Below are 12,894 nucleotides of genomic sequence, written 5' to 3'. Positions count from 1 at the left end.
GAATAGGAGAGTGACAAGCAGAATGCCTATTCCTATAGCGGATAACCACCTCGTACAAGGAGATATAACGATATGAAATTTGGATTCGATATTGACGATACGCTGATTAATTTGCGCGAGCATGCCTTCCATCTGTACAGCAAGAAACTGGATAAGCAGGTAGAGATCGAACGTTTCCACGAGCTGACCGATGTGCCGATCCACGAGCTGTTCGGCATGACCCGCGAGCAAGGCAAAGAGATGTGGAACAGCCAGCGGGACTCCATCTACTATTCGGACTGTCCGCCGTTCCCGAGCGCGATCGACGTGCTGCAGCAGCTCGTGCGCGAAGGGCATGAGGTGTATTACATCACGGCCAGAGCGCCCGAGCATTGCGAGCGGACGCGGGACTGGATGATTGCGGCCGGTTTTCCGGTGGACCCGGACCGCTTCTATTGCGGCATGAGCGACACGGAGAAGGTGCACATCATCGAGCGGCTGGGACTGGACTTTTATTTCGACGATAAGCCAGCCGTGCTCGACACGCTCACCGGGCTTCCGGTCCAAGTGTACGTGAAGGACACGTCCTATAACCGCCATCTGACGATCCCGCGGATAACCGATTGGGAAGAACTGCTCGAGATCCTCAACTATAAGCAATGAGCTTGGAATATAAGCATTGACGCCCAATTTTTACGCCACTACAATGGGTAGTGTGAGGTGCTTCCTTTTATGAAAATACCCAACTTCAAGACGAACGAGAGCGGGCTTAACCGGTTCTTCGGACCGCTCGAATCGAAGATTATGAACATCCTGTGGGAAGGCGACGAGATGCCGATCCGGGATGTGCAGCATCGGCTGGAGCGCGAGAAGGCGATGAGCTTCAACACGGTCATGACCGTCATGAACAGGCTCGTCGACAAAGGGGTACTGCAGAAGCGCGTCGAAGGCCGCACGTCGTATTTCCGACCCGTACAGTCCAAGGATCGCTTCCTCGAGACGCAGTCCAAGGAGCTGACCAACGAGCTGATGGAAGAGTTCGGACCGCTGGTCGTCAGCCATATGCTGGACGCGATCGACGAGGCGGACGAGGACCTGATTGCGAAGCTGGAGCAAAAAATCAAAGCGTGGAAAAAGGAACGGTAGCCGATGTGGAATAAACACTCGAGACGTTTGTTCTGGGCAGGCGTATTGCCTGCAAGTCTCCTCCTGTCCCAAATGATCATCTATGTGCTTCATCTTGCCGCTGGTTTCAAGCTTCACTTCAATCTGTTCGAGCTGTGCAGCAGCATCGTGCGCAGATATGGGCTGCTCGTAGCGGTCCATGCGCTCGATGCGGTCGTCATCACGACGCTGCTGACGGGCGGGGCCATGGTGCTCTATCAGCTCATCGTCTCCAGACGCGCCATGTATAAGCTGCACCGCGCCAAGGATGACAAGCTGACCAAGCTCTACAATAGCCAGTTCGGCGGCGGTAAGCTTCGGCTGGTCATCATCGGCCACGATGCCCCGGCCGCGTTCACCTTCGGCTTCTTCCGTCCGGTGATCGTATTGTCGACCGGCATGCTGCAGCTGCTCGACGAGGAGGAGCTGGAGGCCGTCATTCTGCATGAACAGTATCATCAGAGCCATGCGGATCCGCTTAAGACGTACGTGCTCTTCTTATTCAGCCAGACGTTGTGGTATCTTCCGATTCTCGGCTGGGTCCATCAGCAATACAAGCTGGTCCGCGAAGTGCTTGCCGACCAGTACGCCCTGCAGCGCCAAGGCTCGCCGGCCGGACTGTCGAGCGCGCTCGTGAAGCTGCTCCGCCGCGGACGTCCGCAGCAGATGGCTTTCGCGCATGTATCCTTCGCGGATACGGGCATCAATGTACGCATCCGGCAGCTGCTCGACCCGCATGATCAGGCGTCCTTCAAGCTGCCGATCACGCGCGCGGCGATCTCGGCTCACGTCGTCATCGTGCTGTTCGTTATGTTCTATCTTGCTTGCCTATAATTCGTACCCGATAGATATGACAAAGGGACTGGATCCGCGTGGATCCAGTCCCTTTGTGTTTGATTAGGCCGCCCGTTGCAGCGGCAGACGGATGAGCAGCACGCAGCCTGCGACCTCACCGGTGCGCGGGTCGCGGCCGGAGGAAATATCGACGGTGCCGCCCAGCAGGTGGACACGCTCCATCATGGCGCTGAGGCCGAAGCCCGGCTTCGCATTGCCGTAGGCTTCCCCATCGTTCGTTAGCTGGAAGAGCAGCGCGTCTTCCTCATGGCGCAGCTCGAAGTGGAAGGCGCTGCACCGTCCATGCCGGAGGCCGTTCGTCATGCCCTCCATCAGCGCATGGTAGAGGATGCGCTCCTTCAGGCCGCTCATGGGCGGGAGCGGTTCGATCCGGGCGTGAATCTGGACGCCGGCATTGGAGGACGTCTCGCGGATCAGCTCCTGCAGCGCGCTGGCGAGATCGATCGATTGCTCTTCATCCTTAAGCATGCGCACCGTGCGCCGGATTTCGTCGAGCCCCTTGCGCACCATGCCGCCGGCGGTGTCGACCCGAGCGAGCGCCTGATCAAGATCCCGCGGAGCCAGCTTCTTGGCGGCTTCCATCTGCACGATCGCGGCGGTCAGCGAGTGGCCGACCACGTCATGCATCTCGTGGGCGATCCGGTTGCGCTCCTCGAGCACCGATACTTCGGCGAGCGCTTCGGCCGTCTCGCGGACGGAACCGGCGAGCACCTTGTTCGCCTCCTCCAGCTCGGAGGTGCGTACGGCAACGAGCTGCTCGAGCGACAGGTGGAATTGCGCCAGCTTCAGCTGAATGTTCATGCGCGCCATCAGCTCGCCTTGCGAGAACGGCTTCGTGACGTAATCGTTCGCTCCGGCATCGAAGCCCTGCACCAGATCGATCGTGCGGTCGCGGGCGGACAGCAGGATGATCGGAAGCTCGCTGGCGCTGTAGCGCTCGCGCACCTTGCGGCAGACGTCATAGCCGGTCATGCCCGGCATCATGACGTCGAGCAGCAGCAGATCGGGCTTGCGCTTGGTCGCCCCGAGCATGGCGATGGCCTCGAGTCCATCGGCGGCCTCGATCAATTCGTAATCCGCATGGCGCATGTAGTGGCGCAGCACCTGCAGATTGATCGGCTCATCGTCCGCGATCAGGATGAGCGGGCGGTGAGCGGTCGCGACGGCTTCATCGTCATCAGCAGCTTCTCCGGATGGATCGGAGGGCTGAGTAAGCAAGTCGGCAGACGGCGGCGAGAGCGCTGGCGGAGCAAGCGGGAGGACTTGGGCAAGCGAATCGAAGTCATTGTCCTGCTCGGATTCCGTCCCTAGCTCAGACAGAGGAGATTCCGCCTTGCTGATATTCGCGGCAAGCCTTGGCTCAAGGGCCGGCAACGTGAAGGTCACGCGGGTTCCCTTCGGGGAGGATACGACGCCGATCGTCCCGCCGTGCAGCTCCACGAGCCTTCGCGTAATCGATAGCCCAAGCCCGGTGCCGCCGCCCAGCTGATGTTCGGCCGCGGCGAACGGCTCGAACAGGCGCTGCATCTGTTCCTCCGGGATGCCTTTGCCGGTATCCGCAACCGTGATCTCGATCTGCTCAATCGCTGCGTCAGCAGGTAAGGGCAGTTCGATTCCCTCGTCTTCCTGCCTGATTGACTCATCGGCAGTCGGGTCATCTAATCGGCCCGCCTTTTCGCCCGTCTTGGTCTGCATACTTACGATCGACACCGTTACCTGCCCGGACTCGGTATACCGGATCGCGTTGCCGACCAGATTGTAGAGCACCTGCTCGAATCGCCCGGGGTCGGCCTGAATGACCAGCTCCGGCAGATCGGCCTCCACGTTGACGAGCAGCCCCTTGCGCGCGGCCAATGGCGCGAGCGAAGCGGCGACGGCTTCCGCCGTGCGGCGCAGATGAACGTCCGCAAGCGTCAGCCGGACATCGCGGTGCTTCAGCCGGTACAGGTCGAGAATATCGTTCACGAGTCCGAGCAGGCGGCCGGAGCTTGCGAGCACCAGCTGCAAATTATCCGCCATCGGCTTGCTGACCGGACCGGCCGCGCCGCCGAGCAGCGATTCGGTCAATCCGGCGATGCCGTGCAGCGGCGTCCTCAGCTCGTGCGACGTATTGCGCAGGAAGTCGTCCTTCAGCTGATCGAATTGCGCCATGGCTTCGTTCCGCGCGACCAATTCGTCCGCAACTTGTTTCAGCTGCTTATGGACGTTGGCGAACCGGCCGATGAGCACCATGACGAGACCGAACAGGAACAGCAGCATGCCAATGGGCAATGCGTACTGCAGCAGAAGCTCGATGAACCACGGCCAGGGCCGGGTATTCGCATCGGCGGTGACATAGTTGCGGATCACATGAACGAAGCCGAACACGAGCAAGGATACATAACCGAAGCTCAGCCAGAACATCTCGGACGAACGCTGGGTGCGGAGCGTAAGGATGAGCGTCCAGGTAACCACGGCAAAGATCGCGATCATGACATAAGGGAGCCAGCGGATCAGCAGATCGATGTAGAACAACGGATTGGCGAAAGCGCTGATCGCCGTCAGCAGCGTATAGGCCCCCATAACTGCCAACAGCACCCGGTAGATGCGAGCGTATTCCCGGCCCATCGCCGTGCCGTAGAACCCGAGGAACGCCCATATGCCGAGCGGCAGCAGCATATCCCGGAAGTAATACAGCCGCGCAAGGCCGTCCGCATAGAATTGCCACGAGGCGATGAGCGATGCAATCCCGAAGCCTGCACAATACGTCAGCAGCGTGAACCAGCCGTAGAGCTGCTCCTTGGGCCGACGGATGAACATCGCCAGCGACGCCGTGCCGAACAACACGAAGACGGTGGCGTACACGAGCATCGGCCAATCCTGTTCGATCTGGGCATATTCCATGAATTGACGTTCGCCGAAAGTGTTCCAATAGAGCGGGAGCGCCTCGCGATTCCAGAGCAGCTTCAGCGTCAACGATTTGCCCTCGTCGCTTGCATGCAGCCGGATCTGGTGAACGACGGCATTCGGGTTGACGTAAGAATCAGGGCGCTCCATGTTGAAGGAATAGACCGGCTTGTCGTCGAGGTAAACGTCCATATGCCTCATCCGATAAATGAAGAGATACGGGTCGCGCCCGGGGATGGCCGGCAGCTGCGCGCGTTTGAGCCACAGCGTGCCTTCATAGTGGGGCAGCCGGCGATGCGCCGCTTCGTCTAGCGGCATCCATACGGCATTCGGCCCCGGCTCTTCGCCGAAGTACGCTTCCCAACGAGCGACAAAACGAATCTGCCGTTCCTGCCGCTCTTCTACCGCTTGGCTTCCGACGGATTCCGCATGAACCTGTTTCGGCAGCAAGGCGAAGTGCAGCAGGGGGAGGACCAGCGCGGCCAGCAGCAGGACGGCTATCGGCAGCGTGAACGCGGATCTGGCGATCTGCCGCGAGTGCCCTGGGCTGCAACGATACTGCCCTGCGCGCAGCAAGCGGCCAGCAGTGCCGGCCGTAAGTCGGCGGTATGGTCCCGTGATGGGCGGCTTGGCGTGCGGATCAGTATGCCGCATCGAGCAGCAGCTCCTTCAGCAGCGCGATCGCGGCCTTGCGGTCGTTGGTGCCGATTTTGTTATAGATGACGCTAATATAGTTGCGGACCGTGCCCTCGCTCATGAACAGCGTCACGGAAATTTGCTTGTTGGTGTAACCTTCGATCATCAGAAGGATAATTTTGCGCTCGCGCTCGGTCAACACGAGGCCGCTGCGCTTCAGTTCGCGCTCGTCGAACGCGTCCGAGCCTGCGGGAGACAACGCGGACAGGCGCGCAGCGAGCTTGGCGGCGATCGGGGCAGGCAGCATCAGCTGGCCGAGCAGCGCTTCGCGGATCGTGCGCACGACTTTGTCGGCGGACATGTCCTTCAAGAGGAAGCCGTCGGCGCCGCCGGCCATCGCATCGACGATGAATTTGTCCTCGGCGAAGGTCGTCAGCATGAGCACGATGGTGGCGGGGAAGTCGCGTTTGATCAGCTTCATCGCCTCGATCCCGTCCATCACCGGCATTTTGATATCCATCAGCACGATATCGGGCTTCAAGGAAGCGACCGCCTCATAGGCCAGCAGCCCGTTCTCCGGAATCCCGACGACCTCCATATCCTCCTCCAGCTGAATGATCGTCTGCAGGCCATCGAGCAATAGCCGCTGATCGTCGGCAATCAGGACGTGAATCATAGTGAACTTCCTTTCTCTCGCGGGGCTTCTTAAGGAAGATCCCTTGCCCGCCTATTAGATGTAAGAGGCTTATTCTTGTGCTCAAATTCTAACAACTTTTCCGAAAGACGCATAGTGGTCATAGGGCAATATACGACACGGATGACAAAAGTGATGACAGGGCGTCACTAGTGGCATGACTTGCACCTGCCATAGGATAAGGGGGAAGCTTAAGGCGCATAGGGGAGGAAACGAGATGATGAAGCATTGGGGAGTTGGGCGGAAGCTATCTAGGAGGCTGGTGCCCCTTGGAATTATTGGAGGCTTATTGCTGGCGCAATTCGGAACGATGCCGAGCCGATCTTACGGGGAGATGCCGAAGGTGCTTCCGGTGTATGAGGACGCGTTGTCGCCGGAGTTCGCGAATTACGGCTGGGCGCAGGCCGATCTGGCCGAGAGCGGGACGGTGCATTCCGGGTCGCGCGCCATTGCGCTGGAGCCGGACGAAGGCCAGGCGTTGTATCTGTACAAGGATCGCATTCTGAATGCGGCCGACTATGAAGCGTTGCGATTCTGGGTGCATGGCGGACCGACGGGCGGGCAGGCGTTCAAGCTGGTGCTGTCGCTTGGCGGCGAGGGGATCGTGGAGATTGGCTCGGACGAATTGGTGCCCGGCGGCGCTCCGGCAGGCGCATGGTCGGAGGTTGAGATCAAGCTGGCCGATTACGGCGTCACCGGCCTGCTGGATGGCATCTGGATCTGGGGGAGCGGGGAGCAAGAGACGCTTTACTTGGACGATATCGCCTTCTATGCCAAGGAGAACGCCGGCGGAGGCACGGGGTCAGGGTCCGGTTCCGGCTCTGGCGAAGAACCTGGCGGCGAGGCAGTGACTGGCATTGTTTTTGAACAGCCGCAGCTGGTCATGCAGGCCGGCAAGCTTCGCGCGGCGGTGCTGAATGCGGTATTCGAGGACGGCGCGACGAGAGCCGTGAATGAGGATGTCCAATGGTCTTCCTCGGATGAGTCGGTGGCGACGGTAGCCAATGGCCTGGTCTCCGCAGTGAAGCCCGGCGAAGCGATCATTCAGGCGGTGCATGCGGGCTTTATCGCACAATTGACTGTAACGGTGAACGAAGGCGTGCCGACCCCGCCGATCGAGCCGATCGAAGGGAAGTACGTGTTCGATGACGCGCTGGGCGAAGGAATCGCCGATTACAGCTGGGGTCAGCATGCGCTGAATGAGACCGATATCGTGCATACGGGAGATTATTCGATCCGTTACGTCCCGAATGGCGACCAGGCGCTGTATCTGTACAGCGGCTACCCGATTACGGCCAAAGAATTCGACCAGCTGCAATTCTGGGTGCATGGCGGAGGCAGCGGCGGCCAACAGCTGCGGTTCGAGTGGAAGTCGGGCGGCGAGACGGTCGTGACGAAGCAGCTGGATGAGCTGCTGCCGGGCGGTATTCCGGCTGGAGAATGGGCCAAGGCGAGCGTGAAGCTGGCCGATCTGAATCTGCCGGGCGGCTTGTACGACGGATTGCTTATTGCAGGCGCTGCGGGAACGGGCGATGCCCCGGCTGTCTATCTGGACGATCTGGCGCTCACGAGCAAAGCGGCCGTTCCGGTGGCGATCGCCGAAGTGCGGATCGATTCCCCGCAGCTGGTCGTGCTGCCGGGCGAGACGCATCGGCTGCATGCCGAGACGATGCTGGCAGACGGGTTGACGGAGGATGTCACGGCGAAGGCGGCATGGTCGACCGACCGCCCGGACTTGATCAGCGTGGAAGGCGGCGTAGTGACTGCTTCGAGCGGCGGTGTCGGGATCGCCAAAGTAACCGCGGCTTACAAAGGCTTCGCCGGCGAGTCGTACGTGCAAGTAACGGAAGTGGCGGCCGAGACGCTGTATGACGAAGAGTTGGCGACTGGCTACCATAACTACAGCTGGCATGACAAAGACCTGGCGAACAAGGAGCAGGCCGCAAGCGGCGAGGTGTCGATCAAGTTCGAGCCGGACGGCTGGGACGGCGTGTGGATCGCCGGCGATCGGAAGCTGGCCGTGAGCGAGTATTACGGCGTGCGTTTTGCGATCCATGGCGGAGCGACCGGCGGTCAAAAGCTGCTGCTGCACGTCTACGACGGCAGCTACTCGCTTGGCGCGATCGATCTGAACGACGCGCTGCCGGAGGGCGGCTTGAAGCGGGGCGAATGGACGACCGTTACGCTGAACATGGCCGATTTCGGTCTTCAATCCGGTCAATTCGACGGCCTCATCTTCCAGGCGGCGACCGAAGAGAATCAGGCGGCGGTCTATATCGACGATATCGCGCTGCTGCGCAATCTTCATGCCGGCGAGGTGCCGGAGCCGGAGCTGCCTGAAGTACAAGTCGCGATCGATACGGCGGCAGACCGCAAGCCGGTGAATCCGGAGATTTATGGCATTAACTATGACGACATGCATCCGACGGAATCGAAACTGGCGTTCCCGGTGGAGCGTTGGGGCGGCAATCAGACGACGCGTTACAACTGGGAGTTGGATGTCTCGAACCGCGCGAGCGACTGGTATTTCATCAACTATCCGAATGACGTTGCGAATCCGCGCGAACTGCCGAATGGCTCGACGTCGGACCGCTTCATCGCGGATGTGCAGGGCCAGGGCGGCAATGTGCTGCTGACGGTTCCGACGATCGGCTGGACGCCGAAGAGCCGCGCGGTGACCTACGGGTTCTCGGAGGCCAAATACGGCGAGCAGCAGGATAGCGCCCAAGAACTGCCGGATGCGGGCAACGGCGTGCGTCCGGACGGCACACTCGTGACCGGCAATGATCCGACGGATACGTCGAAGCCGATCGGCACGGAGTTCGTGACGCGCTGGATGGACCATATCGACAAGACGACGGACGGCCAGGGCGTCCATTACTACGCGCTCGATAACGAGCCGGAGATTTGGTACGTGACGCACCGCGACGTTCATCCGGAAGCGCCGACGTACGACGAACTGTGGAGCAAGACGAAGGAATACGGCACCGCGATTAAACAGAAGGATCCGTCCGCGAAGGTATTCGGTCCAGTCTCCTGGGGCTGGTGCGCCTACTTCTATTCTTCCGCGGATAACTGCGCAGAGGGGCCGGACCGCGATCAGCATGGCGGCACGCCGTTCCTGGCTTGGTATTTGCAGCAGGTCGGGAACTATGAGAAGCAGACCGGATTGCGCTTGGTGGATTATCTCGACATTCATTACTACTCGCAGGAGGACGTCGTCGGCTCCGGCGAGGAAAGCCCGAATGCGGCCAAACGCCGGTTCCAGGCGCTCAAGTCGCTGTATGATCCGAATTACGTCGATCAGTCGTGGATTCAAGAGCCGATCCGCCTCATCCCGCGGATGAAGGAGATCGTGAACGAGAATCTGCCGGGGACGAAGCTGGCGATCACGGAGTACAACTTCGGCAATGGCAACGGCATCAGCGCAGGCATTGCGCAAGCGGAAGCGCTCGCGATTTTCGGCCGGGAAGGGGTCGATCTGGCGACGCGGTTCGGTACGCTGCCTGCCGGTACGCCGCTGGAGGATGCGTTCAAGCTGTACCTCGATTACGATGGCCAAGGCAGCAAGATCGAAGGCACGAGCGTGAAGACGGTATCGTCGCTGAGCGATGCGGTCGGTTCGTACACGATCGAAGGCCGCGGCGGACAGCTGTACGTGCTGCTATTCAACAAGGATACGATTACTCGCCAGGTGCATGTGGACACCGGCGCTGCTCGTAGCAGCAACGCCGCGCAATTGTACCGGTTCGACGCGAAAGACCGCCTTGGCGAAGCTGGCCTCGCTGCCGTTACGGGCGAAGGCGAGCTGACCGTGAAGCTGCCGGCGCGTTCGGCGACGCTTGCGGTGGTGAAGCGGTAGGAGGCGGATTTAACGCTAGGCATTAGGAGCAGGTACCAGAAGAAGTTGGTACTGTGAGGGTAATCATGGTTTTCCTATAATGTGGATATCAGGCAGCAAGCTTGATTCAATCAACCGATAACCCACTGGAGGAATACACATGAATACCGCACGCAAACGCAATACCGCCGCTTTTACCTTTATGGCCTGGGCCGCTTTTATCTGCGCCTTCACCGGCATGTTCATCGGCATCTACACGTTGGATGAGGTGCTCAGCGTCAAAGGCTACTATGCGATTACCGCTCTGTTCCTGACGATGTCGTCGTTCGTGCTGCAGAAGGTCGTCCGCGATAACATGGAAGATGAGCACGATGGCAAAAAACGCAATACGCCGGCCTTCACCTTCCTGGCCTGGATCGCTTTCACCGCCGCGCTGCTCGGCATGTTCATCGGCATCTACACGCTTGACCAGAATCTCTCGGTCAAAGGCTATTATGCCGTCACCGCGCTGTTCCTGACGATGTCGTCGTTCGTCCTGCAGAAGACGATCCGCGACAACAACGAGGATTCGTACGACGAGCACGGCCAGAAGCGCAGCGAGTTCGAATAAACGACGAAGGGAGTCTCCAGTTTCGACTGGGGACTCCCTTTGCGTTCAATTGCGTTTAGTCGGTCCTCACATCTGCAGCGCCGTCACTGCTAGCGGGAGAAGTGCTCCTTCGCCTCGCCGATTTTTTCCTGCGCCTTGCCCTTTAATTTATCCGCTTTGCCTTCGGCTTGAAGGGAGGCGTTATCGGTCATGTTGCCGAGCTGATCCTTCAGCTCGCCTTTCGCCTGCGATACCTTCCCCTTAACTTTGTCGCTCCAGCCATTGTGTTGTTCTGCCATTGGAATCGCTCCTCTCATGTGTAAAAAGGATGTACCCATGAATACCCGTCCACCTCTGAAGTCAAACATTCCCATATCGATAACTGTGCTAAAAGACCTAATCAAATCATGGTAAACTGCCGATTATTGTTATAAAATGTAGAAAAATATGTGGATAGGAGTCCGATTGGCGATGCGCAGTTTTCAGACACGGCTTGCGGCCGTGCTTTTTTCTTTTGTTCTCATAGCGGTCATCTTAATCAGCACCATCGTCTATCTCAAAAGCACGCAGCTGGTGCACGACATGGTCGGCACGCAGGCGGTGTCCATAGCGGAGAAAGCCAAATCCGAGATTGACCCCGCGGCGTTCAACGCCATCCTGGAAGAAGGCGAGAGCAGCCCGGCTTACGATGAACTGCGTGAGCGATTGAACGAGCTGCGCGAGACAAACGGGCTCAAGTATCTGTACACGATGCGGATGGCGGAAAGCAATGGCACCCCCGTATATGAATACGTCGTGGACGGACAGCCTCTAGGCAGCGAAGAGGCTTCGGCATACGGCGAAGCGGAAGGCGATCCGGACGAAGGGTTGATCGCCTTGTTCGATACCGGCCAAGTTCAGCTCGGGTCGCTCACCGAGTCGGACGACTACGGCGCTACGCTGACCGCATACCTGCCGCTCACGGATCAACAAGGACAACTGATCGGCGCGGTCGGGGCCGATTTTGACGCGGCTAATATCTATGCGCTTCAGGAGAAGAACACCAGGACGATGATTGTGCTCGCGATTGCTCTTCTTGCGGCGTCGCTGATCGTATCGGTCCTTGCCGCCCGTCTGCTCATTCGCCCGTTGAAAAGGCTGGCTCAGCAGATGGACCAAGCCGGACATGGTGACTTGACGGTAGCGGTGGATACGAGCCGCAAGGATGAGATCGGCCAGCTGTCCCGTTCCTTCGCAGGGCTCGTCGGCAGCCTGAGCGCCTTCATCACGCTGACTCGTCAACATACGACGCAATTGGAGCATTCGGTTGCGCTGCTGCAGGATAACGCAGGGACGACGCAAGAAAGCAGCGCGCGGATTGCGCAAGCGATGGAGCAGGTATCCGGAGGCGCGCAGACCCAGTTGCACCGGTCCGCGGAGACGACGCGCGCGCTAGACGAAGTGGCGGCAGGATCGGGCCGCATCGCCGGCTACGCAGCCGAGGCGGCGGAAAGCTCGGCAGCGACCAAAGCGAAGGCTGAGCAGGGTCAGGCGCGGATCGGCGGCGTCATTGAACAGATGGGCAGCATTCGCGCGGCATGCGAGGATGTGCGGCAAGTCGTCGGCGAGCTGAAGGAAGGCTCTCAGGCGATCGACCAGGTCGTCGTGACGATTGCGCAGGTCGCTGCGAGAACGAATATTTTGGCGCTGAATGCGGGGATTGAAGCATCCCGGGCAGGCGAATACGGCAAAGGTTTCGCGGTGGTCGCCGCTGAAATTCGCAAGCTGGCCGAGCAGACGGCAGCATCGAGCGAGCAGATTGCGGCCATGATCGGCCAATTGGGCAGCCGCACGCAATACACGGTCCATGCGGTAGAGACGGCCGTGGAACAGGTGAAGGCGGGGCAGCTCCATGCAGGACAAGCCGGAGTGGCCTTCCAAGACATTATGGAAGAGATTCGCCTGCTGGACCTGCAGTTCGAAGAGGTCTCTTCCGCTTCGGAGGAGATGGCGGCGGGTACGGAGGAAGTGGCAGCCTCGGTCTCGGAGTCGGAGGTGATCGTACAGCAGTCGGTGCTGCATTTTGCCGAGGTGGCAGGGGCATCGGCCGAACAGCTGGACCGCGTGACGGCGCTGAGCGTCGAAGCGGAGATGCTGGCGCGAATGTCGCAGGAACTGAACGCGATTATTAACCGGTTTAAGGTTTCATCCCATTAACGATATTACCGCGTCCCCTTATTGCGGCGGTCTGAGCGTTCTGACAAGAGCGTC

At 59.6% G+C, this 12,894-nt stretch carries 9 protein-coding genes and 1 pseudogene; 7 read left to right on the top strand and 3 right to left on the bottom strand.

Features of this window, described 5'->3' with window-relative positions; translation table 11 throughout:
* The first annotated feature begins 72 nt into the window (after positions 1–72).
* From FHS18_RS21135 to FHS18_RS21125, 3 genes are all read left to right on the top strand, one after another.
* Positions 73–642, top strand: a complete 570-nt coding sequence (locus FHS18_RS21135) for a 5' nucleotidase, NT5C type (protein ID WP_183602317.1) — start codon at positions 73–75, stop codon at positions 640–642.
* Positions 643–711: 69 nt separating this feature from the next.
* A complete protein-coding gene (locus FHS18_RS21130) occupies positions 712–1,125 on the top strand; it encodes a BlaI/MecI/CopY family transcriptional regulator (RefSeq protein WP_183602316.1) in 414 nt (137 codons plus the stop codon).
* Between the two features lie 3 nt (positions 1,126–1,128).
* Complete coding sequence (locus FHS18_RS21125; protein WP_183602314.1) at positions 1,129–1,977, top strand: M56 family metallopeptidase; 849 nt, start codon at positions 1,129–1,131, stop codon at positions 1,975–1,977.
* A 63-nt stretch (positions 1,978–2,040) separates the two neighbouring features.
* On the opposite strand, the gene FHS18_RS21120 is transcribed toward FHS18_RS21125, so the two are convergent.
* Positions 2,041–5,538 carry an ATP-binding protein gene (locus FHS18_RS21120; protein WP_183602312.1) on the bottom strand — a complete coding sequence of 1,166 codons (3,498 nt, stop codon included), beginning with the start codon at positions 5,536–5,538 and terminating at the stop codon, positions 2,041–2,043.
* Positions 5,525–6,196 carry a response regulator transcription factor gene (locus FHS18_RS21115; RefSeq protein ID WP_183602310.1) on the bottom strand — a complete coding sequence of 224 codons (672 nt, stop codon included), beginning with the start codon at positions 6,194–6,196 and terminating at the stop codon, positions 5,525–5,527. The genes FHS18_RS21120 and FHS18_RS21115 overlap by 14 nt, the downstream gene beginning before the upstream one ends.
* A 235-nt stretch (positions 6,197–6,431) precedes the next feature.
* Here FHS18_RS21115 and FHS18_RS21110 point away from each other — a divergent pair, with 235 nt between their 5' ends.
* The 3 genes and pseudogenes from FHS18_RS21110 (at position 6,432) to FHS18_RS34545 (ending at position 10,665) form a co-directional block, all read left to right on the top strand.
* On the top strand, positions 6,432–10,076 hold the full coding sequence (locus FHS18_RS21110) for a glycoside hydrolase family 44 protein (RefSeq protein ID WP_183602308.1): 3,645 nt from the start codon (positions 6,432–6,434) through the stop codon (positions 10,074–10,076).
* A gap of 139 nt (positions 10,077–10,215) precedes the next feature.
* Positions 10,216–10,419 (top strand): annotated as a pseudogene (locus FHS18_RS34550) (YiaA/YiaB family inner membrane protein); the annotation flags it as partial.
* The gene (locus tag FHS18_RS34545; protein ID WP_246427818.1) at positions 10,411–10,665 is read left to right on the top strand and encodes a YiaA/YiaB family inner membrane protein; all 255 of its coding nucleotides are present in this window, start codon (positions 10,411–10,413) and stop codon (positions 10,663–10,665) included. The pseudogene FHS18_RS34550 and the gene FHS18_RS34545, both read left to right, overlap by 9 nt.
* An 89-nt stretch (positions 10,666–10,754) precedes the next feature.
* On the opposite strand, the gene FHS18_RS21100 is transcribed toward FHS18_RS34545, so the two are convergent.
* A complete protein-coding gene (locus FHS18_RS21100; protein ID WP_183602304.1) occupies positions 10,755–10,943 on the bottom strand; it encodes a CsbD family protein in 189 nt (62 codons plus the stop codon).
* Between the two features lie 172 nt (positions 10,944–11,115).
* Here FHS18_RS21100 and FHS18_RS21095 point away from each other — a divergent pair, with 172 nt between their 5' ends.
* Entirely contained in the window at positions 11,116–12,840 is a 1,725-nt protein-coding gene (locus FHS18_RS21095; RefSeq protein ID WP_183602302.1) for a methyl-accepting chemotaxis protein, read from the top strand.
* The last annotated feature ends 54 nt before the right edge of the window (positions 12,841–12,894 follow it).

Origin of the sequence: Paenibacillus phyllosphaerae (assembly GCF_014192105.1) — a bacterium.
Lineage (GTDB): Bacteria > Bacillota > Bacilli > Paenibacillales > Paenibacillaceae > Paenibacillus_Z > Paenibacillus_Z phyllosphaerae.
Note: the sequence above shows the minus strand (reverse complement) of the source record. Positions and strands in the feature narration are given on the sequence as shown.

Excerpts from the sequence above, each read along its gene's own strand:
- FHS18_RS21120 (WP_183602312.1), bottom strand. The coding sequence starts at position 5,538 with ATGCGGCATACTGATCCGCACGCCAAGCCGCCCATCACGGGACCATAC.
- FHS18_RS21130 (WP_183602316.1), top strand. The coding sequence starts at position 712 with ATGAAAATACCCAACTTCAAGACGAACGAGAGCGGGCTTAACCGGTTC.
- FHS18_RS21135 (WP_183602317.1), top strand. The coding sequence starts at position 73 with ATGAAATTTGGATTCGATATTGACGATACGCTGATTAATTTGCGCGAG.
- FHS18_RS21125 (WP_183602314.1), top strand. The coding sequence starts at position 1,129 with ATGTGGAATAAACACTCGAGACGTTTGTTCTGGGCAGGCGTATTGCCT.
- FHS18_RS21110 (WP_183602308.1), top strand. The coding sequence starts at position 6,432 with ATGATGAAGCATTGGGGAGTTGGGCGGAAGCTATCTAGGAGGCTGGTG.
- FHS18_RS21115 (WP_183602310.1), bottom strand. The coding sequence starts at position 6,196 with ATGATTCACGTCCTGATTGCCGACGATCAGCGGCTATTGCTCGATGGC.
- FHS18_RS21095 (WP_183602302.1), top strand. The coding sequence starts at position 11,116 with ATGCGCAGTTTTCAGACACGGCTTGCGGCCGTGCTTTTTTCTTTTGTT.
- FHS18_RS21100 (WP_183602304.1), bottom strand. The coding sequence starts at position 10,943 with ATGGCAGAACAACACAATGGCTGGAGCGACAAAGTTAAGGGGAAGGTA.
- FHS18_RS34545 (WP_246427818.1), top strand. The coding sequence starts at position 10,411 with ATGGAAGATGAGCACGATGGCAAAAAACGCAATACGCCGGCCTTCACC.